Below are 21805 nucleotides of genomic sequence, written 5' to 3'. Positions count from 1 at the left end.
CGAACGGGCCACCCATCGGCCCTGCGCTTGCCAGGTCTTCGAGACTTTGTAGGGCCGGGGCGGACTGGAAGTTTTAAAAAAGGAATAATAAGTGTTTATTTTACATAAGCGACGCTAGCATTCCACCTTATGATATCCTTTTTGAAGAATAATAGAATTACCAGTTCGATCAACCCGCAAACCATCCTTTTCTTTTTTCATAACTTCTTCATCAACGTCGGCACTACCCTTGTTTACGTTTCCGCCAACGTCCTGCTGCTCGAAAATCACCCGGAATATTCACTGCCGATTGCCTATATCGCCGCCGCATTGGCCGTGATGGCTGCGGGTAAAATCTACGAACATTTTGAGCATCACCTGGTACTGAAACGATTGAGCCTGGGCACCATGCTTTCCTCGTTGCTCATGGTCGTGGTAGTCATGGGTTTGCTCTGGCTTGGCCACGGCATTGCGACTGCCATTGCGATCATGGTGGGTTATCGCATTATCTATCTGCTTATCAACCTGGAATTCTGGGGGTTATCTGCGCTGGTTTTCGATGTCAGGCAAAGCAAACGATTATTCAGCGTCATTGGCTCCGGTGATATGCCCGCCAAAGCTTTGGGAGCCGTACTGGCAGTACTTATCCACTCTCCTTCCGTGCTGATGATCCTGCTGATCATCTCTCTGGTGTTCTTTGCGCTGGCCTTTTACACCCAGATCCTGACTTTCCGTTACACCGAAATACCCAATCCGCATCATTCGCGTCCCCGTCAGGCACAGGAATCAGATTCCAGGATCATTCAAAAATACTTTGGCGGTAACAAATTACTGACATCGCTGTGCCTGGGAATGGTGGCAATCGCCGCTACTGCAACTTGGATCGAATACCATTTCTTTGTCAATGTGAAGTATAAATTTCACAGCCAGCACGACGTAATCGGCTTTGTAGGTACCCTGCTGACAGCCACGTATGTCATATCGACTTTTGTAAAACTGATCTTTTCAGGAAAAACAGTGGAGCGTTTCGGTGTGAAAGTAACCCTTTACCTCTTACCGCTCACGACAGTTGTCATATCACTTGGACTACTGATCTCCTCCTATTTCAGGAAAGACGAACCTTCCCTGCTGGTTTACTACTGCGCCGCCTACCTCCTTTTCGAACTAGTCAGGCGCACCATTTTCGACCCGGTTTTCCTGGTCCTTTTCCAGCCATTGTCAACAAAAACCCGTTTGAAAGGCCATACGCTGGCGAAAGGGCTTTTTGAGCCAATGGGTATGCTCATCGCGGGGATATTGCTTTGGATCGTCTACACACGTCATTTAAGCAACATCAGCCTCACTTTTGACTTGTCGCTGCTCTTTGCCATTGCGGCTTTGATTATTTTCAGGAAAGCCTATGGCCACTACAGGCAGGAGTTGAAGAATGCGATCAGCAAACGATTTATCCGCAGCGGTGAGATGGCCTCCCCTGCCGAAGCACTCCCCATCATCGCTGAAAACCTGAAAAGCGACCGGAAAGAAGAGGTGCTCAACGCGATCGACTGGCTCTCGCGAAACAAAGTATCGTTGTTTCGTAAAAACGTGGATATGCTCCTGCAAAATCCAGCCATTGCGGTAAGGCTGAAAACATTGCAGACACTGGCCGGTATCGAAAAACCGGAGCTGTCCGACCATTTCATTAAATACGTCGAAGCAGAACCCGACACAGCCTGCCAGACACTCGCCGTACGTATCGCCTGTTCGACAGCACGCTTATCCGACGAGCAACTGGCCAAATTCCTGGGCCACGATGATCTTGACATTGTAAAGGGTTCCATACTCGGCTGTTTCGAATCCGCAAAAGCATTGCCGCTCATTCACGGTACCCTGCGGAAATTGTTCACCTCCAGCCAGGAAGATTACCAAATGGCCGCGCTGGATTGTGTACTGACAGTCGGTATTGTTTCTTATGAGGAGCAAGTAAAAAATTGCCTTAAAACAGGCACGGAGAAGGTCCGCAACCATGCACTGGAGGTAGCCGCCAGCGTTGGCTCAGCGCAGCTGTTACGGGAATTAAAACCCATGCTGACCGGTACACTCTCGCGGTCAACGGTAGCAGCACTGATCAAATCCGGGGACTCCGGTATTCGCATTATCGAGGAATGGCTGCAGAACGACATTGCCGGGGACCGTATACAGACGCTCATCAAAGTGGCCGAAAAAAATAAACATGAATTTATACTGCAAATACTTTTCGACCTTATTAAAAATATTTACCATGGTAAACTTTTGAATAAGCACGTTAGTATTGTAAATATTGCCTCTATTGATACTTTTACACACCTCTCGGCATTAAAAGTTTTGACCAACTACTCACTCATTGCTGATTATAAGGAAGTTATATCTGGTTTCGTCGAAAAGGAACTGACCCATGCCTCGCAACTGCTGAATGGCATGGACGAAACAAATCAGGATCAGGTTTGGAATGATGCGCTCGAATATGAGCTTGACCTGACAAGCCAGAGGCTGTTTTACCTTTTCATGATGCAATATGATAAGGACGCCGTCCAGAATGCCTGGAAGGGAATCCGGCACGCAGGGAAGGAAAAAAGGGCTAATTCGCTCGAAATGATCGAGAGCCTTTTGCCCCGTATGCTTTATCCTTCCCTCCACGCATTGTTTGAAGACATACCGATACAGCGGAAACGGGAGGCATTGCGCCAATATATGGAAGAGCAGGATGGCGATATTTCGATCATGAGCTACATCTTAACCCGGAAAGAAAGATCCTTCACAACCTGGACAATTGCGCTCGCTGTAAAGAACATCCATGCCCGGGACAGCGACCTTGTACTTTTAGAATCACTTACAGACCATCGCTCCTTACTTGTACGAGAGGCAGTGCAGGAAAAATACGCTGAACTGGCCCTCCGTCCCGAACTCAAATTTACACTCAGAATCCCCATGAAACATATCGAAACCACACAGCAGATTTCCGAAATGGAGCGGGTTATCGTTTTAAAAAACACACAGCTCTTCGCCCAGACGCCAGAAAATGTGTTGAGCTCGATCGCACCGATCATGAAAGAAGTTTCTTACAGCGACGGCCAGGAGATTTTTGCAAAGGGCGACCTTGGCGATTCTATGTACATCATTTATACCGGCCAGGTGGGCATCTATGATGGCAAAAAACAGCTGGCTTTGTTCGATAAAGGAGAGATTTTCGGGGAACTGGCCCTGCTGGATACCGAACCCCGGTCGGCCACCACTGTCGCCGAAACAGACGTGCTCATTTTTCGTATCGACCAGGAAGACTTCTTTGAATTAATGGAAGAAAGGGATGAAATCCTCCGCAATGTTTTGCGCATCCTCTGCCAGCGGATCAGAGTACAGAACGAGAAGATGCGGCTATCTTAGAGCGGCAAGATGCTGCATTTTCAACGCGTTTCGTCGGTTCCTTTGCGATTTGGTCCAATACAGATGCGCTTCGATAAAACGTACCTGAACCTGGTTCCAGGTGGCTGAGTCGCTCACCATATTCCGGGCCTTCAGTTCCTCAAATAAGGTTGCGGCGACCGGCTCGAAGTCCTCCCGTCCCAGGTAATCCAGGTCGGCGTCGCTGATGATGCGTTCCAGGAGCGTCTGAGGGCTTTGAGGGATCTTGGTTGCCATGATCATCCCGCAAATCGCAGCTATCTGTTCTGGTGCATATTCGAAATCGGGCAGTACCTCCTCCGCAATCCTACATCCTTCTTCTTCATGCCCTCTGTAAGTATTCATAAAACCGCTGTCGTGGAACAGCGCGGCTGTCCTGATCAGGCCAAGCGACTCGCTGTCTGTTACCTTCTCCAGCGCAGCAAGCTCAAGTGCTGTCCTGACAACATCCAGTGTGTGATGCAATCCGTGGTAAAAGAGATTGGGGTCCAGACGGGCCTTTAACTCTTCAATAATGTATTTTTCGGCTAATTCAACTTGCATATTTATTCAAGAACCTCGTATACCATAACCGGATTGGATTTGTTTTTCAGGCTTACTTCGCCAACCGGGTTGCACTTGAAAGCCTCCTTGATTTGCAAATAAGCTGCTTCGGCCACCACTACCTGACCAGGTTTTGCAATGGCCTGCAAACGCTGGGCCACGTTCACCACATCACCTATAACCGTATAATCAAGCCGTTTCAATGCGGCCGAGCCGATGTTTCCGGAGACCATTTCTCCTGAATTGATACCTATAGAAACATTTGGATGGTAGCCCTTCTGGTCCGAAAGCTCTTCCTGAAAGCTATTGATGTGGTTTCTGACCGCCAATGAGGACTCGATCGCTCTGTCCAGGTGATAATCCCCCCGGAAAACGGCCATCACGGCATCGCCCATAAACTTGTCTACCAAGCCGCCCTGAGCAATGATCTCCTTCACCATCACATCAAAATATTTATTGATCAGCTTGACAACGAGGTCTGCCGGTTCTTTTTCGGAAATGGAAGTAAAGCCGCAAACGTCCATAAAAACCACAGTCCCCTCAATATTTTCACTGGTCATGAGTGATTTCTCAAACGTCTCCTGCGTCATAAATTGCAGTACCGATGAATCCACATACATCCGCAGGATATCGTTTTCGCGAACTGCTTTCAGTGTTTCCTTCAATTGGGCCACATACTGCAGCGTTTTTTCCATTGTTACTTCAAGATCCTTGAAATCAATGGGTTTAGTTAAAAAATCAAAAGCGCCGCGGTTCATCGCCGACCGAATGTTGTCCATATCCCCGTAAGCCGATACAATCACAGATTTCAGGATCGGGCTCAGTTCGCCGATTCTGACGAGTAACGTTAACCCGTCCATTTCTGGCATGTTAATATCGCTCAGGACCATATCCACGTCGGGGTTCAGCTCGATCACTTCCAATGCCCTTACCCCGTTTTCCGCAAACAAAAATTCATATTCCTGCTCCCGGATCTGCCTTCGGAATTTTTGCTTGATCAGCAGCTGAAGATCCGCTTCGTCATCCACCACCAGTATTTTGGCTTTCATAAGATCTCTAGCAATTTCTCTTTCAGTTCAACAAAGTTGACTGGTTTAGTTAAAAAGTCATCTGCACCAAGCTGCATGGCCTGATCATGGTTGGCACTATCCCCATAGGCCGTGATCATCATGACCTGCGGCGGAGCCTGAGGATGGTCTCTCCGGATTGTTTTCAGCAGTTCGATACCGCTCATGCCAGGCATATTGATGTCCGACAGTATCATCACCACTTCCGACTGGTGCTCGGCCAGGTAGGCCAATGCCTGTTCTCCCGAAAAAGAAAAGGAAAACTCGAACTGTCCGCTGCGGATCTCACGCCTGAACTTCTGCTCAAACAGCGATTTCACATCCTCCTCGTCGTCAACAACTAATATCTTCATATCGGCCTCATTTATTGGGGGGTTGGTGTTTTACTCAGCATACTTAGCTGATTGGTATCGTTATTTTAAATTCAGTGCGCTCACCAGGTACCGAATCCACATCCAGCGTGCCGCCATGCCCTCCTGTAATGATGTCATAACTCATCGACAGGCCCAGCCCGGTGCCCTGCCCTGTCGGCTTTGTAGTAAAAAAGGGCTGAAAGATTTTGGCTTTCACATGTTCCGGCATCCCAGTTCCATTGTCCGTAACCCTGATGTACAGCTTGTTATCGAATTTCTTTGTGCTGATTTTTACCTCTGGCTTGTAATCAGTTTGTATGCCCTCTTCGGCCAGCTTTCGCTTCTTTTCGGCCACAGCGTAAAATGCATTGGTGAACAGGTTCAGAAATACCCTGCCCAGGTCCTGAGGGAGCACATTCACTTTCCCGATCGTAGGGTCGAAATCAGTTACCAGGGCCGAATTGAATTCTTTGTCTTTCGCGCGCAAGCCATGGTATGCGAGTCTCATATACTCGTCGGCCAATGCATTGATTTCGACCGGCTCTTTTTCACCCGAAGAAACCCGTGAATGCTGCAGCATCCCTTTCACAATGGAATCGGCACGTTTGCCGTGGTGGGTAATCTTCTGCTGGTTCTGGCTGAGGTCGCCGATAATGCCCTTGATATAATCTTTGTCATCGTCGGGAATGTCTGTTTTATCGATTTCCTCTTCCAGCTCCTGGCAAAGCTCTACGGACACCTCCGAGAAATTATTCACAAAATTGAGCGGGTTCTGGATCTCATGCGCGATACCAGCCGTCAGTTCTCCCAGCGAGGCCATTTTTTCGCTTTGTATGAGCTGGTTCTGAGTAGATTTGAGCTCTTCGATCGTCTTTTGCAGTTCTTCCTTCTGCAATGTCAGTTCCAGGGTACGCTCTTTGACCAGATATTCCAAGGACTCTTTTTGTGCCCTGCTTGCCTGCTCTTCGCGCATCCGGTCCTCACGTTCCTTTATAAGGACCCTCTGCTGTTTCCTGGCATAAAACCAAAGGACAAAACACAAGGCAAATGCAAAAAAGCTTGCGATTTGAAAGTAATCCCCATACTCTTTGTAAAATTTGGGGGCGCTCAGTTTGATCAGGTCATTTACGACCGAGAGTACCAGATATGGAATGATACCCTGGATCATTGTCCTGATCGGCTGCACTTCCTCTCTGCGGTAACAGAAAACAAGCTGAGCTGTAAGAAAAATATACCAGACCCAATCAAACCAGTCCGGCTGTTCGGCCAGGTAATAGGTAGCAATCAATGCGATTGAAATATTCCTGAAAAGGACCAGGCTCTTATCCAGCTGTGGGTTCGAGGCTTTGGTCTGTAGTGTAGAACGAATGTATTGGACCAGGAATAATGAAACCAGAAAATATCCCATGCAGGTTTAGAAATTCGCTATTGTTTTTGTGAAGCACCAAATAATTACCAAAGTAAATATTTTCCGTTAAATAACTACGACAGGCGGTCGATTCGTGACATGTCTATCGGCCCTCTCTAATTTATTTCTAACCGTTTTTTAATCCAATTATAAACTGCTTTTAATACGCTTTTTAATCAGTTACAGAACCTTTGTGACAGTAATCTAAACTAACAGGTCATGTCGTTAAAAGTAAAAATGCCCCTCATGATGATCCTCCTGATCTGGTATTCACCAGCAGTATGGGGCCAAACAATCTACACACTGGGACAAGCGCTGCAAACCGCGAAGTCCAACAACCCGGTATTAAAAACAGAACTGTTTAATACGGAGATCTCACAGGCAGACATTGTCACCGCCGCTTTGAGGCCGAACCCTATTCTCAACAACCAGTCCCTGCAACTGATACAACCGTCGCGGTTTCCCGAGAATTCTTCCTGGTACAGTGGCCTGAACCGTCAGATCTGGTGGCAGGTTACCAAACCCTTTCAGTTGCCTGTACAACGGCAGAACAAGATCAACTACGCCGAACAAAATGTCAGGCTTACCCAGAAACAGTACGCTGAGACGGAACGGCAGCTTTTCCGGTCGGTAGCACAGAAATGGCTGGACGTTTGGGCGGCGCGAAAACAACTGGACCTGCTCAATACGGCCAAGAACAACATTGATTCATTGGCCTACGTCAACAGGTTGCGGCTGAAAAACCAGGTGATCACCACCACGGACCTGGCGAGGACCGAGTTGCTGGCCAATCAATACCAGATCCAGCTCAAATCGGCCACCAGGGATTATTTGAATGAAATCACGAATCTTAAATTTTTGATGGGCACCCAGGACTCGGTGCAGATCGACACGACCGACCAATTTGCTTTTGCTTTCCCACAGCAAATGGACAGCATGGTGCAACAGGCGCTCTTAAACCGCTCGGATATCCAGGCCATGAAATCGACCATGGACGTAGCAGAGGCTAACATCAAGCTTCAAAAATCGGCGGCACTGCCTACCCCGGAGCTGGGCCTGATCTATAACCCCCAGAACAAAATTCATTACATGGGCATTTATGGTACCATTGAAATTCCGTTATTTTCGAGAAACCAGGGAGAAATCAAAAAGTCGCAGGTGATCAAACAACAGGCTGAGCAGGATTTGAAGACAACGGAAGCACGGATCCAGAGCGAGATCCTGATCGCCTATAACACTTATCAGACTCAAAAACAGAACGTACAGAATTTCAATCAGTTACTCACCCAGTCTCAGACCATATTGAACAGTGTTAAATATTCTTACCTCCGCGGTGGAACCACCATTATTGACTTTCTGGAAGCGCAAAGAAGCTGGCTCGACACGCAGCAGCAGTACTACACTTTGCTGCAGCAATATCGCCAAAGTTATATAGACCTGCTTTATTCATCCGGACTGATCAATCAAATCGCACAATAAAATGAAGAACTTAATCATATGCGGCTGCCTTGCCATGACATTAGTGGCAGCTTGCAAGACCAAAGAAAATCAGCAGGCTAAACAAGATAACACAACCCCGGTTGTCAACAGCTCAGGCACGAAGATCACATTTCCCCGGCAGGAAAGCAGCCGTTTTTTTGAAACCGAGAAAATATCCTCGACTTCACTGATGGCGGACGTGACTGCCCCGGCGGTCGTTTCGGCGACAGTACTTCGTTCCCAGGAAGGTGCTTCAGGGAATATTGTGCTGTTTGACAACCCGGACCTTTCCGGAACCTATTCGCAGCTTTTACAGCATCTGACCATGATCAACCAGATACAGAACGTCAATGTAAGGCAGCGGAAAACGGAGTTGGCCAGGATCAAAGACCTACAGGAACACGGCGCGGCAACGGGCAAAGACCTGCTCGAATCGGAAACTGCCCTTGCTATGGAAGAAACCAACCTCATTACCGAAAGGTCGGCGATCATTGAGCAGGAAGCCAAATTAAAGGCAGGCGGCTTTGAGCCGAAACAACTCCGGAGCGCACCGGCAGGAACAACCTACGTGATTTGCGATATCCCCGAAAGCGAGGTAAATAAAGTCAAGAAAGGCAGCGAATGCAAGATCCGCTTTACGGCTTTCCCCAACGAAAATATCACTGGAAAAATAGAGGATATCACCGACATGGTGGACCAGGTCACCAGGATGATCAAACTCCGGGTTAGTGTCAATAACAACGACGGGAGGCTGAAAGCGGGCATGTATGGTACCGTCGCGTTTGGTTTAAGCGAGGGTAAAAACCTGAGCGTCAGCAAAGATGCGTTGATCACGATCCAGGGAAAAAATTATGCATTTATCAAAGCCGGAACTAATAGTTTCGAAAGGCGCGAAGTTAGCATTGGAGATCAGATCGGCGACCGGATTATCGTATTCAGCGGTCTGAAAAACGGGGATGAAGTCGTGACGAAAGGCGTCATGCAGTTGAAAGGTTTATCATTCGGATACTAAAATAAGATGATCTCGAACCTATTGAATTTCAGCTTGCGCAACCGATGGGCTGTGATAGCGATCAGTGCTGCGCTGATGGGCATTGGATACTGGTGTTTTACCCAGCTCAAAATTGAAGCCTATCCGGATATTGCCGACACCAACGTAATCGTGGTGGCACAGTATCCCGGCCGCGCGGCGGAAGAAGTAGAGCAGCAGGTTACCGTTCCTATTGAACGGGCACTTCAAAACACCCCGAATGTACTGGACAGGAGAAGCAGAACCATTTTCGGCCTATCGGTTGTCCAGCTCACTTTCAAAGACGGCACCGACGATTATTTTGCCCGTCAGCAAGTAACCGAGCGCATTGCGTCCGCGGAATTACCCGACGGAGTGGCGCCCGAACTGGCGCCGTTGTCCACGGCAGTCGGTGAAATCCTGCGATATGTGGTTGAAGCACCGCCCAGTTACAGTCCTACGCAACTTCGTGACCTGCAGGATTGGGTAATCAAACCTGCATTGCTTCAGGTACCTGGTATTGCGGATGTCACCACATTCGGAGGTCCGCTGAAACAATATCATGTCATTACATCCCCGGAAAAACTGGTTAAATACGGTTTATCGCTGGAAAACGTAGTGGATGCGATCAATGTCAACAACCAGAATACAGGTGGAAATGTGATCTCGCGTGGCGGGCAAGGGTTCGCAATCCGGGGGTTGGGCGCGATAAAAAACGAGCAGGATATCCAGAATATCGTATTAAAATCGGACGACGGTGTCCCTGTTTTTGTACGTGACGTAGCTACCGTGGAAATCACACCGCCGCCGCCCAGCGGGGTGATGGGCTACACCATCACCCAGGATAAAATAGACGTCAGCAGCGGCGTTGAGGGCATTATTTTGCTCAGGAGATATGAAAACCCAAGCGAGGTACTGAAGGTGCTGAAAGAGAAAATGGCAGACCTTGAAGCCAGTGAACTGCCCGAAGGAGTACATCTGGCACCGCTCTACGACCGTAGTTTCCTGATCGATCATTCCCTCGAAACCGTGGCCCATACGCTGTTTGAAGGTATATCCATTGTAGTCATTTTACTGATCTTTTTCCTGGGCAGCATTCGCAGCGCGCTCGTCGTGGCACTGACCATTCCGTTCTCTTTACTATTTGCGTTTATACTGATGCGTTTGACTGGCATCCCTGCGAACCTGCTTTCACTGGGCGCCATTGATTTCGGTATCATTGTGGATGGCGCCTGTGTGATGGCCGAACACCTGATCCGCAGGTACCGCATGGCAACGCCGGAAGAAAAGCGCCACGGGATCGTCAGGATGACATTGATTTCCGCCCAGGAAGTAGGCAGGGAAATATTTTTCTCGGTAACGATCATTATTCTGGCTTATATGCCCATCCTGCTGATGACACGCGTTGAGGGTAAGCTGTTCTCGCCAATGGCCCTGACACTTGCGTTTGCGGTGATCGGCTCCATGCTGGCGGCACTTACATTTATTCCGGTGCTGATCTCTTTTGCCTACAATAAGGCATTCTCCGATCCCGATAAGCCAGTTAAAGACCATAAAAACCCTGTACTTGAACTGATGACCAGATTCTACAAGCGCTCATTGGCGGGTTTTATCAGACACTACAGGATCACCGTCCTCACTGGCTTCACGATTGTTACCATTCTTGTGCTTTTCGGGCTGAAGCTGGGTACCGAGTTCCTGCCTACTTTGGATGAGGGATCGATTTTTCTGCGTGGCAACTTCCCGTCCGGTATTACCATTCAGGAAAACGCAAGCTACGCGCCAAAAATCCGCAGCATTATTGCTAAATACCCGCAAATTTCGTTTGTGATCACTCAAACCGGGCGTAATGACGATGGCACCGACCCGTTTCCTGCCAACCGGAACGAAATTCTCGTCGGACTAAAAGATTACGATTTGTGGAGCAAAACCATTTCAAAAAAGGAACTGGTAGAGAAAATCAAACAGGATCTTCAGACACAGTTGCCGGCGGTATCTTTTTCATCTGGTCAGCCCATTATTGATCAGGTAATGGAAATCGTTACAGGCAGCGCGGCAGACCTGGCTGTGTCTGTCGTCGGCGATGATTTAAATATGATGCGTAAAAAGGCAAATGATATTGCAAAAATCGTGAAGGCAACCAGAGGGGCCGATAACGTGAATATTGAGCAGGAAGGGCCCCAGGAACAACTCGCCATTAATATCAACCGGGAAGCCGCAGCGCGTTTCGGGATCAACGTGGCCGATATTCAAAACATGATCGAAGCGGCCATCGGTGGCAAAACCATTTCTACCTTGTACGACGGCACCAAAAAGTACGACATCGTCATCCGATTTTTGCCTAAATACCGCAATTCGATCGACGCGATCAAAAATGTACAGGTACCTTCCCTGTCCGGCGCGCTGATCCCCATGAGCCAGCTCGCGGACATCCACTTTATGGAAGGGCAGACTAACATTTACCGCTACGGCAGCAAGAGAATGGTGACTGTACGCACCAATATCCGTGGTCGCGACCAGGGCGGTTTTGTGGCCGAACTACAGAAAAAACTGAATGCAAAAGTACGGGTCCCGAAGGGTTACAGCATTATTTACGGAGGTCAGTACGAAAACCTTCAGCGGGCTGGAAAGCAGCTGGCATTTACGATCCCTCTGACGATCGTCATGGTGTTCCTGTTCCTTTTTATGCTTTTCAAAAATCTGTCCCATACACTGGTCACGATGAGCTGCATCCTGTTTGCGCTCGCGGGGGGAATTGTCGCTTTGCTTTTGAGAGGCTATTATTTCAATGTTTCGGCGGGTGTAGGTTTTGTGAGCATATTCGGGATATCGGTTATGGCGGGTGTATTGCTGGTTTCAGCCCTGAACCGTGCTGTGGAGTTGCGTAAAAACGACCTCGAACGTAACGTGTGGGAAGCCTCGGGAGAACAATTGCGTGCCATGCTTTCCATCCTGATCGTCGCGATCATCGGTTTGGTGCCGGCAGCCATTTCGTCGGGTATCGGATCCGATGTACAGCGTCCGCTGGCAACCGTCATCATCGGAGGGCTTACCAGTACACTGCTCTTCGCTCCCGTATTGCTTCCGCCGCTCTATTTCTGGGCCGAAAAAAACAGAAAACCAAAGGCCGCAGGCGATCCCCTTGAACTGGAAAATAGGGGTTAAAAACCCTATTTTTGACGGATATCAAAACCAATCCGGCACACTAATATGGGAAAGAAGAATGCGATCCAGGTAGCGAAACGCTACGCTGCTCATGCAAAAAACCTTTTACACGGAAAAGGCAATCAAGGACGGCGATTATGATCAGGATGAAAAATATGTGAAGCTGGCAGGTCATGCTGCGCTTACACCGGGGTCCCTGTCGCGCTGGATTCATTGCCGGGTGACAAAAAGAAAGGACGAAAAGAAGTATCCTGGTACAAAGACCAGTTATCGGTCCTGGATAAAAAAGTATTGAAACACTTTGTAAGTGCGTACGATTTGCTTCACCTCTCAATGAGTTACGACGGGACTCCAGCGGTAGCGCAATGGGGGCTCAAAACAGCAGAAGAAATCATGGCCTGGGCAGAAACGAGGTCATTGGTAAAATAAACCACAAAGTATCTGAAAGAGGGCAGGACAAATCGCTTTGTTCCTGCCCTCTTTCTTTGTTGCTGCCGGCCACATTTACCTTAAAATAATTATTAACAGGCAAAGCCTGTCATTTTAGCTATATTTCATAAGCGGATTTCCCGTACAGGTTTCGTCAGCTATACACCTTAAAACTAACGAAAATGAAAATACTTCTTCTCTTACTTGCTTTGCCACTCCTTCTGAAAACGTTTGTATCTGCGCAAATATCGCCGGACTCCATCCCCGGCGAGTACCACTTACAGGGCGTCATGGAAACCGCTTCCGCAATCCTGCTTAAACCTGACCGTACTTTTGAAATATTTCTTTCTTACGGCGCAATGGATCGCCAGGGAACAGGCACCTGGAGTTTTGATCAGGGTACAATCGTATTGAACAGCCGCGAGAAACCGAAAACTGACTTCAAGCTAGTCACCAGCCGGATCGTTCCGGGTGATTCGCTGACCATCAAAATTGTTGATGTCAATCCGCAGGCATTTCCTCACTTTGAAGCGTCAATCAGATCGGCAGACGGAGAAAAACGCGCCAGATTTGATCAAGATGGTGTTTTACAAGTCCCGAAAGCAAAGGCAACTGAGATCGTACTATCCTTTAATTTCACACCCGAAAGACTCTCTTCGTACCCAATCACAGCAGAAGCCAACTACCTCGAATTTAAAATAGAACCTTGGATTACCGAGATATTCACAGAAAATACGAAGTTAACACCCGTTGCAAACGGTCTGTCGGGCGAGCATCCGCTACTCAAAGGCGATAACTTCTTCTATGAGAAGAGGAACTAGGCATTTAGATATATTGCCTGTCGGCGAGCGCATTAATGTCTCTTACTTCCAATATGCTCTTATCGTAACCATATCGGGTGACTTTTATCATCGCCTGTCCGAGCTGGCTCAGTTTTGAAGCAGTATTTGGAAAAAACTTTTTCAAGACGGGGAACAGCCAGTTGAAATACTTGTAATATGGCAAGGCATTTTTGGCATCTGGTCTAGGCTTCATAAATCCCGGACGGAACGCAAAAACCTGTCTGAATGGAAGTTTCATCAGGTCATTTTCAGTTTTACCTTTCACCCTGGCCCACATCTGTCTGCCTCTCTCCGTACTGTCTGTACTGGCACCAGATACATAACAGAACGTCATATCAGGGTTCTTCCTGCTGAGGATTTCCGCGACATGCATGGTCAAAGTATAGGTCATCTTCGTGTATTCCGGCTCTTTCATCCCGATTGACGATACACCCAGACAGAAATAGCAGGCATTATATCCCGACAGCTGATCTTCGATCGGCGTGATGTCCAGAAAATCGGCGTGGACAATCTCTTTTAATTTAGCATGGGAGAATCCGGAAGGTTTGCGATTGATGATCAAAACCGACTCTACCCCCGGATCTTCCAGGCATTCCAGCAAAACACCTTCACCAACCATACCGGTAACGCCCGTAATGATGGCCCTTATTTTATCATTTAAAACCATGTTAATGCCAGGTAATGTTGAGGATTCAGTGCCTGCAAGATATTGATATTACGCCTTTTCCACATCGAACCCGGTCGAAATTGTCAATTCTTTCCAATTGGCCAGGTCATTTCTAACCGTTTCGATTTTGGTCATGGCCAGATCATATGCATCTTGTCCCAGAAAAAGATTGAGCGGAGGATTTTTCTCGCCGGCAATCCGGATCAATGCTTCAGCCGCTTTCTCGGGATCGCCGGGCTGGTTACCGTTGATATCTGCCTGGTGCGCCTTCTGAATTTCCCGCACTTCCTTGTAATCGTCGATCTCATTTTGAGGGACCACAATCGAACCGGATGTCAGAAAACTGGTCCTGAAATAACCTGGTGAAACGACCGTCGCTTTTACACCAAATGACCTGATTTCTGCCGCCAACGATTCTGTTAACCCCGTTACCGCAAATTTGGTAGCGCAGTATATGGCAAAACCTGGAAAATCGCCGACAAAGCCACCAATGGAAGAAATGTTAAATACGTGCCCGGAACGCTGTTTGCGGAGGTATGGCATCGATTTCCTGATGACATTCAATGTTCCGAAAACATTCACTTCGAAATTTTCCCTGGATTCCGCATCGGTCAGTTCTTCAATGCTGCCCATCAGGCCATAACCTGCGTTATTCACGACCACGTCTATCCGGCCGAAAGCCGCAACCGTTTTTTCTATCGCTTCCTGTACACTGGGTTCGCTTTTAAGGTCAACCTGCAAAGGGAGGAACCATTCACTTTCGTTGCCTACAGCAGTTTGCAAATCACTGACTGTCCGAGAGGTAGCGGCCACTTTCATCCCGTTTGCCAGCAATTTCTGAACTAAAATGCGTCCCAGGCCTTTTGAAGCGCCTGTTACAAACCATACTTTTTGAGTTTCCATTGTTTTTGACTGTTTATGAACACGACAAAACTAGCTGCGGAAACCCTGGTAGCTGTTGCAACGTTCAAACAGATGCTTACAAAATTCAAACAATACGGAAAGAGGACGGGGTTTGGCTGGTTTGTTTCTTGAAAAAGTTGTTGAAGTGGGCCGGTTCTTCGAAACCCAGACTATAACTGATCTCGGAAATGTTCCAGTTGGTATGTTTGAGCAGCGCCATCGCCTCGCTGACAACGCGCTCGGCAATATGCGCGGTGGTGGTTTTGCCGGTTGTCTCCCGGATCGCCCGGTTCAGATGGTTGACATGAACAGAAAGTTGTTCCGCAAAATCATTGGCAGAACGCATTACAAATCTTTGGGACGGCGATTCAATCGGAAACTGGCGTTCGAGCAGCTCGGTAAAAACAGAAGTGATCCTGGAATTGGCATTGGGATGCTGGTATAGCGACTCGGAAGGCTGCATTTTTAATGCATAGTGGATCAGCTCTGTTACATAATTCCTGATCAGGTCGTACTTATACTGATAATCGGAATCAATTTCCGCGAGCATTTTTTGGAAGATCCGGCTAACGTGTTCATCCTGCAATTCCGTTAATATATAGGATGGCTTTCCGCCAATCGCAAACATAGGGAGCTCACCCACCCCGCCTCGCATCCTTTCCTGAAAAAAGGCTTCCTTAAAAATACAAAAGTAGCCAGTTGCGTCGCCGCCGCATCCCGATTCCCAATTATAGGGGACCTGCGGATTAAAAAACATCAGGGCAGGCCCGTCTACTTCCAGGCTTTTATCCGCGTAATGGTATATATTTTTGCCTCTCAGCAAGGATATTTTATAAAAGTCCCTCCTGCTGTACCGGACCGGCACGGCACTGGCGCCTGGGTGGTTTCCGAGAGAAAACACGTTGAAATGGCCGATATCCTGCTGTAGGTTTTCGGGAAGCCAGTTGAACTTGCTCTGATAAAATTCTTCGAGTGATTCTATATTTGCCATAGGGCAAAGTTACGAAATTCAAATAGTAATTGCTGGTATCAGCAGGATTAACGCTAACTTCTTGCAATATAATCTCGTTCCTGACTACTTGAAAATCATTCAATTGGGGTGTTGTTGGCCAAACTTTGTCTTGGCAACAACACCCCAGGAAATCCGGTTTTTGACTCTGCTCACTTTCAGGTTACGCGCGCAGTTTTCCCCACCGGGGTCATTTTATTGGTTAAAAAATTGTGTGTTGAAAATGGACGGCAAAGTCATATTACCTACACAAAATAATTCGTAAACTGACTTCACGATATAATTTCAGCGGTTAGCTTAACATCTCCCGATTTTTATCAACCAAATGGGCCAGCGAAAGGACGATCAGTTGCAGGATTGTAAAGGAAACAAACAATACAGGAATGGAATCTTCCGGCGGCGGGCCGAACATGTTGTAGAGATTCGCAACGACGAAGAACACCACAAGAAGCCAAAGGCCCCAATTGCCCTTACTATTCAATGCACGGCTGTTTCTTAAGTAAATAAAAATACCGCCAAAGAAAATAATCCCTTCAATCAAAAGTGTCAGCGGTATCGAATTCCAAACGCCCAACCCGACTTTCTCTGTGCCAAAGGGTGTCAGCGGGAGGTCGGGAATGTGAACGATCAGGTCCAGAAACCAGTGGCTCAGTACAGCCAATCCGACAATCACAGCACTTCGCAAATCTTTCTTGAATAGCCAATAAACCAGGGCGAACAACAATCCCCAGACCGCTCCCATCACCAGGCTGTGCGTGTAAGGATAATGCACAAACTCGAAAGGGGTTACCTCCGAAATTCCAGGGTGGACTTTAACCTGCTCTACATTGAGAAGCAGCAAGAACGGCCACAAAATATCGACAAACTCGACAGCCACAAAAAGTGTCAGAAGCGAGACCCTGGGAGCTACCTTCTTCGCTCCGAATGCTAAACCATAATGACCTAAAAACATATAACAAGCTGGTTGATTAATGACTTTGTAAAAGTATCAACCCCTGTTCGAAGGCCACTTGATCTATATCAAGAAATCAATTGAGCTGTTTTCTGCGGATCCTGCTGATGGTTTCGGGTGTCATGCCCAGCATAGACGCAATGTACTGGAGCGGTACCTGATTGAATAATTCACGGTTACTCTCAAACAGGATGTTATACCGCTGTTCCGCGGTCATCGATAAAAATGAAAACACCCGGTCTTCCAGTGTTGTGAAGCAATGCGCAATAAAAAGCTTTTCGGTAACCGGCCATTTGGGGATATAATCGCCCAGTCGATCGTAATCTGCCTTATCAATGGTATAAACAGCAGTATCGGTTAATGCCTGTATATTCCAGCGCGACGGCTTACCGAAAACAAGGCTGGACAAGTCGCAGATAAAATAGCCTTGGGTCGAAATCCATTGTGTCACCTCCCTGTCTTCCAGGCCCACATAAACCCTCAGAATACCCGACCGGATAAAGCTCAGTTTATTACACGGTTTCCCGGTTTTCAGATAGTACTCTCCTTTTCTGACTATTTCCGGCTTGAAAAAAGCAGCTACTTTATTCAGCTCGGCCTGATCAAAATCAAAATAAGTCTGGAGATAATGTTCGAGCTCGTTCATTGGGAAGGCTGTTAACATGTAAATTTAGGGACACTGTTCCGAACCGCAAGTTTCGGTCCAAGTATTTGGCGGCCTCCGCCGTTCAAGTCAAAACAGATTTCCTGAAAGCCAGACCGGCCCGGGCTCTGCGAATCGTTGTAACAGAAGCGGATTTCAGCCTTCGAGCCGGTCAATTACGCACAAAATGTGTTCGATAGTGAACAATCGAGTTTTGAAGATCAATCATAAATGCCAGATAATGAAACTTTTCCAAACTGGCATACCTTTTATACCCAGAACTAGGTATTACAAAGTACCATTCTGTTAGCCATAAAAATAAAATCAGTTTTTGCCTAATTAATCAACCCGAATCATGATTAGAAATTATTTCAAGATCGCCTGGAGAACCCTTTTACGGAACCGTGCCTTTTCTGCCATTAATATTGCCGGGCTCGGAATTGGTCTTGCCTCCTGTATGCTCATCAGCCTTTATGTACTCGATGAGCTGAGTTACGACCGCTTCAACGAAAAAGCCGACCGCATTGTGCGTGTTGTTTTCAAAGGCATTATGCAAGGCGGAAAATTGAATGAGTCGCACGTGATGCCACCTACTGCAGCTGCACTCAAGGCGGATTATCCCGAAGTTCAGGCGTCGACACGCCTTCGTCAGGGTGGCTCGCCGCTGGTATTAATGGGTGAAAAGCTTTTTACCGATAACCGGCTTGCGTTTGTTGACTCCAATTTCTTTGAAATATTTACACTGCCCATGCGGCAAGGCCAGCCCAAAACGGCTTTGGTTAACCCCAATAGCGTCGTTATTTCCGAAACGCTGGCTGCCAAACTCTTTGGAAAAAAAGAAGCTGTAGGCGAGGTAATCAAATTTAAAGATTGGGACGGGACGTACAAAGTGACCGGTGTGATGAAGGACATACCGGCAAACTCCCATTTCAGGTACGATATGCTGGCATCCATGTCGACCCTGGCAGAGGCTAAATCTCAGTCGTGGATGGTTTCGGAATTTTTCACCTACCTCTTGCTGCCGGAAGGATACGACTACAAAAAGCTCGAGGCCAAGCTTCCCCAGACCGTCGAGAAATACATGAGTCCTCAGTTGAAACAGGCCATGGGCTTAACACTGGCAGAATTCCGCAAAAAAGGAAACGATATAGGTCTTTATTTACAGCCTTTGACCGATATCCATTTACATTCCGATTTCCAATACGATCTGGGCACTGGTGGTGGTGATCTGAAATATGTATACATTTTCAGCGCGGTGGCGATTATTATGCTGTTGATCGCCTGTATCAACTTCATGAACCTGTCGACTGCGGGATCTTCCAAACGCGCCCGGGAGGTAGGGGTTCGAAAAGTAATGGGCTCGGAAAAGATTGAGCTGATAGGCCAATTTTTGATGGAATCGCTCTTGCTCACCGGCATTGCACTGATATTGGCAGCCTTTATTTGTGTAATCGCGCTGCCGCTTTTCAACGATCTTTCTGGCAAAGAGCTGAAACTGACATTCGGCGCAATTCCCGGTCTGTTGCCAGGATTGCTTCTTTTCGGTCTGTTTGTCGGCATATTCGCGGGAAGCTACCCGGCGTTTTTTCTGTCTTCTTTCAAACCGATTTCAGTTCTCAAAGGTGGTAATGCTTCTCTCCGATTGGGCTCCTCGGGTAAAAACATTGGGCTAAGAAGCAGTCTGGTTGTTTTCCAGTTCTTTATTTCTATCACTTTGATGGTCGGAACGACGGTCGTTTATCAGCAGTTGAAATTTATTCAGAATAAAAAATTGGGCTATAACAAGGAACAAGTGTTGATCGTCCCCGGCTGGGCCTTGGGCAAGAATGTACAGCCCTTCCGTGACGAACTGGCCAATGATTCACGCATTGAGAAAATCAGCATGTCGGGCTTTGTCCCTGCAGGTCCTTCTGATAATAATAACTTTATGGTCAATCCCGACAATGATGTGTCGCGGATCGTCAAAACCCTGAGATACGAGGTAGATTATAACTACATCCCTACCTTGGGCATGGAAATCGTTGAGGGCAGAAACTTCTCCAAAGAATATGGTACCGATTCTCTGGGTATCATTATCAACGAAACTGCTGCCAAAACCATGAATTGGAAAAATGGGGCACTGGATAAAGAGATCACCAGGAGGAACAACGAGGGGATCCAGGCGACCTATCATGTCATTGGAGTCGTTAAAGACTTCCATTTCAGGTCTATGCACGAGAAAATCAGCCCGCTTGTGATGACGTTGAACCAGGGATATGGTTCGCTCATTATCAAAACGAGGACAAAGGAAGTTGCCGGGTTGCTTGCTTCGATGAAAAAGCAATGGAACAGCTATAAATCCGACCTGCCTTTTACCTACTCTTTCCTGGACGAAAGGTTCAACGACACGTACAAAGCGGAACAGAAAACCGGAGAAATACTAGGCCTTTTTGCCGGGTTAACTATTTTCGTGGCCTGCCTTGGCTTATTTGGATTGGCTACCTTCACAGCGGAACAGCGTACCAAAGAAATCGGTGTAAGAAAGGTATTGGGCGCTTCGGTCGCCGGCATTGTGGCGCTGCTTTCCAAAGATTTTTTGAAGCTGGTAGGAATAGCTATGGTAATCGCGGTGCCGGCGGCCTGGTACATGATGGACAAGTGGTTACAGGATTTTGAATACCGAATTTCGATCTCCTGGTGGATGTTCGCAGTAGCCGGATTATTATCTATTGCAGTAGCATTGTTTACAGTTTCATTTCAATCCGTCAAAGCCGCTTTAACGAACCCTGTAAAGTCATTGCGCTCCGAATAATATGAAGACCGTCCGTTTGGAAGTAATCAGGCATTGCCATGTTTTTCAGCCAGGAAACATTCTGGAACTATGCGACCTCCCGGCAGACGGTACCGGGCTGAACAGTGATGGGTATATCGTCCCGGATATCGGAAATGGCACTTCCGGCTCGATACCGTCTGATTTTGTAAGGCGATTGGCAACAGCCACCAGTCGGGAAAATACGGAGTATTACGGCAAATGCGTACTTACCAAAGTCTCAAATTTCGACAAGGCAGATGCCGGGAGCGGAAAAAGTGCGACTGAGAATATGGGCATTGTAAAGCCTGAACAGGTCAGGGTTATCCACTACCCCGATTGCCAGCAGATCGTATTTCACATGCCTCAATACGCTTACGATGCAGGGGCTTTTCGGCTCACCGAGCTCGCGACCGGAGAAACGGTTATTCAATGTCCGGTGAAAGAGAAGCTGAATGGAAGTACCATGATGTTATTGGACAGCCTGCCATTAAAACCTGGTTTTTACAGCATGGTAGCGGACTGGCCGGGCGGCTGGACGCATGAGATCCGGTTTATTAAGTTTACAGAGGGTTTTCCGAGCTATGCATATCCAAATCCTCCGGACAATGTAAAGAGGGCGATCAAAGGCCAGGAGGTTCATTTAATTGATCGGCCAGTCGTTCCGGAAGTACCGAAATTGGAAGTTAGCAGACTGGAAATACCTGTGGTGCCCGAGTACTATGAGCATCCGCCAGGCAATGTAACGGTTTTACAAGACGACAGCCAGCACCGCCTGTTTGATTCGAATGGGGTTGAAATAAAGAACGGCATCGACCTGGACAAGTTTAAAAAAGACCTGGCATCCAAGTTCATACCCGTTGTAGAGTATACACAGGAAGGGCGCGGCGGCACAATTCTGTATCGGGAAGGCGATGTTCGCATCACTTTTGACTGGGAATTTGGCGGAGGAAATTCCGTGGTGATCATTTTAATCCCCGAAGAAAAGTATTGGGAAAACCACACCAGTACCCCGCTGTCGAGGAGGACAGAAATTCTGGAAAAAATGGCGAAACAAGTCATTCATGACAAAGCCCAGGGCTGTGATTTTGAAATTTATTCCAATTCCATCAGCATTGTACGCTGAGCGGCCAGACAGGAATGGTTATTGTA

Annotated in this window: 18 protein-coding genes; 9 read left to right on the top strand and 9 right to left on the bottom strand. The window is 47.5% G+C overall.

Going from position 1 to position 21805, the window contains the following annotated elements; translation table 11 throughout:
- Positions 1–141: 141 nt before the first annotated feature.
- The gene (locus AC1XUF_RS04915) at positions 142–3378 is read left to right on the top strand and encodes a cyclic nucleotide-binding domain-containing protein (protein ID WP_483340545.1); all 3237 of its coding nucleotides are present in this window, start codon (positions 142–144) and stop codon (positions 3376–3378) included.
- On the opposite strand, the gene AC1XUF_RS04910 is transcribed toward AC1XUF_RS04915, so the two are convergent.
- The 4 genes from AC1XUF_RS04910 to AC1XUF_RS04895 are packed head-to-tail and all read right to left on the bottom strand — an operon-like array spanning position 3370 to position 6767.
- Positions 3370–3939, bottom strand: a complete 570-nt coding sequence (locus AC1XUF_RS04910; RefSeq protein WP_483340544.1) for an HD domain-containing protein — start codon at positions 3937–3939, stop codon at positions 3370–3372. The two genes, AC1XUF_RS04915 and AC1XUF_RS04910, sit on opposite strands and share 9 nt — an antisense overlap.
- A 2-nt stretch (positions 3940–3941) precedes the next feature.
- Positions 3942–4988 (bottom strand): adenylate/guanylate cyclase domain-containing protein, encoded by a 1047-nt coding sequence (locus AC1XUF_RS04905; protein ID WP_483340543.1) that lies wholly within the window; start codon positions 4986–4988, stop codon positions 3942–3944.
- Positions 4985–5359: a response regulator gene (locus AC1XUF_RS04900; protein ID WP_483340542.1), complete on the bottom strand. Its 375-nt coding sequence runs from the start codon at positions 5357–5359 to the stop codon at positions 4985–4987. The genes AC1XUF_RS04905 and AC1XUF_RS04900 overlap by 4 nt, the downstream gene beginning before the upstream one ends.
- Positions 5360–5402: 43 nt before the next feature.
- On the bottom strand, positions 5403–6767 hold the full coding sequence (locus AC1XUF_RS04895) for an ATP-binding protein (RefSeq protein ID WP_483340541.1): 1365 nt from the start codon (positions 6765–6767) through the stop codon (positions 5403–5405).
- Positions 6768–6986: 219 nt separating this feature from the next.
- On the opposite strand from AC1XUF_RS04895, the gene AC1XUF_RS04890 reads away from it, so the two are divergent.
- From AC1XUF_RS04890 to AC1XUF_RS04865, 6 genes are all read left to right on the top strand, one after another.
- Positions 6987–8246 (top strand): TolC family protein, encoded by a 1260-nt coding sequence (locus AC1XUF_RS04890; RefSeq protein WP_483340540.1) that lies wholly within the window; start codon positions 6987–6989, stop codon positions 8244–8246.
- A 1-nt stretch (position 8247) separates the two neighbouring features.
- Positions 8248–9258: an efflux RND transporter periplasmic adaptor subunit gene (locus AC1XUF_RS04885; protein ID WP_483340539.1), complete on the top strand. Its 1011-nt coding sequence runs from the start codon at positions 8248–8250 to the stop codon at positions 9256–9258.
- A gap of 6 nt (positions 9259–9264) precedes the next feature.
- Complete coding sequence (locus tag AC1XUF_RS04880; protein WP_483340538.1) at positions 9265–12420, top strand: efflux RND transporter permease subunit; 3156 nt, start codon at positions 9265–9267, stop codon at positions 12418–12420.
- 91 nt (positions 12421–12511) lie between these two features.
- On the top strand, positions 12512–12715 hold the full coding sequence (locus AC1XUF_RS04875) for a hypothetical protein (protein ID WP_483340639.1): 204 nt from the start codon (positions 12512–12514) through the stop codon (positions 12713–12715).
- A complete protein-coding gene (locus AC1XUF_RS04870) occupies positions 12634–12849 on the top strand; it encodes a DUF5618 family protein (RefSeq protein ID WP_483340537.1) in 216 nt (71 codons plus the stop codon). Before AC1XUF_RS04875 ends, AC1XUF_RS04870 begins: the two co-directional genes overlap by 82 nt.
- Before the next feature lie 182 nt (positions 12850–13031).
- Positions 13032–13670 carry a hypothetical protein gene (locus AC1XUF_RS04865; RefSeq protein WP_483340536.1) on the top strand — a complete coding sequence of 213 codons (639 nt, stop codon included), beginning with the start codon at positions 13032–13034 and terminating at the stop codon, positions 13668–13670.
- A 4-nt stretch (positions 13671–13674) separates the two neighbouring features.
- Here AC1XUF_RS04865 and AC1XUF_RS04860 read toward each other — a convergent pair whose 3' ends face one another.
- The 5 genes from AC1XUF_RS04860 to AC1XUF_RS04840 all read right to left on the bottom strand — a co-directional run bounded on the left by AC1XUF_RS04860 (position 13675) and on the right by AC1XUF_RS04840 (position 17868).
- Positions 13675–14358 (bottom strand): NAD-dependent epimerase/dehydratase family protein, encoded by a 684-nt coding sequence (locus AC1XUF_RS04860; protein WP_483340535.1) that lies wholly within the window; start codon positions 14356–14358, stop codon positions 13675–13677.
- Between the two features lie 48 nt (positions 14359–14406).
- Complete coding sequence (locus AC1XUF_RS04855) at positions 14407–15261, bottom strand: oxidoreductase (protein ID WP_483340534.1); 855 nt, start codon at positions 15259–15261, stop codon at positions 14407–14409.
- Positions 15262–15346: 85 nt separating this feature from the next.
- The gene (locus tag AC1XUF_RS04850) at positions 15347–16252 is read right to left on the bottom strand and encodes a helix-turn-helix domain-containing protein (protein ID WP_483340533.1); all 906 of its coding nucleotides are present in this window, start codon (positions 16250–16252) and stop codon (positions 15347–15349) included.
- A 310-nt stretch (positions 16253–16562) separates the two neighbouring features.
- Complete coding sequence (locus tag AC1XUF_RS04845) at positions 16563–17222, bottom strand: metal-dependent hydrolase (protein ID WP_483340532.1); 660 nt, start codon at positions 17220–17222, stop codon at positions 16563–16565.
- A 76-nt stretch (positions 17223–17298) separates the two neighbouring features.
- Positions 17299–17868, bottom strand: a complete 570-nt coding sequence (locus AC1XUF_RS04840; protein WP_483340531.1) for a Crp/Fnr family transcriptional regulator — start codon at positions 17866–17868, stop codon at positions 17299–17301.
- Positions 17869–18220: 352 nt separating this feature from the next.
- Between AC1XUF_RS04840 and AC1XUF_RS04835 the strand changes: the two genes are divergently transcribed.
- On the top strand, positions 18221–20656 hold the full coding sequence (locus tag AC1XUF_RS04835; protein WP_483340530.1) for an ABC transporter permease: 2436 nt from the start codon (positions 18221–18223) through the stop codon (positions 20654–20656).
- A 1-nt stretch (position 20657) separates the two neighbouring features.
- Complete coding sequence (locus AC1XUF_RS04830; protein ID WP_483340529.1) at positions 20658–21779, top strand: hypothetical protein; 1122 nt, start codon at positions 20658–20660, stop codon at positions 21777–21779.
- The last annotated feature ends 26 nt before the right edge of the window (positions 21780–21805 follow it).

It is taken from the genome of Dyadobacter sp. HNCC25DJ185 (assembly GCF_056895195.1).
Note: the sequence above shows the minus strand (reverse complement) of the source record. Positions and strands in the feature narration are given on the sequence as shown.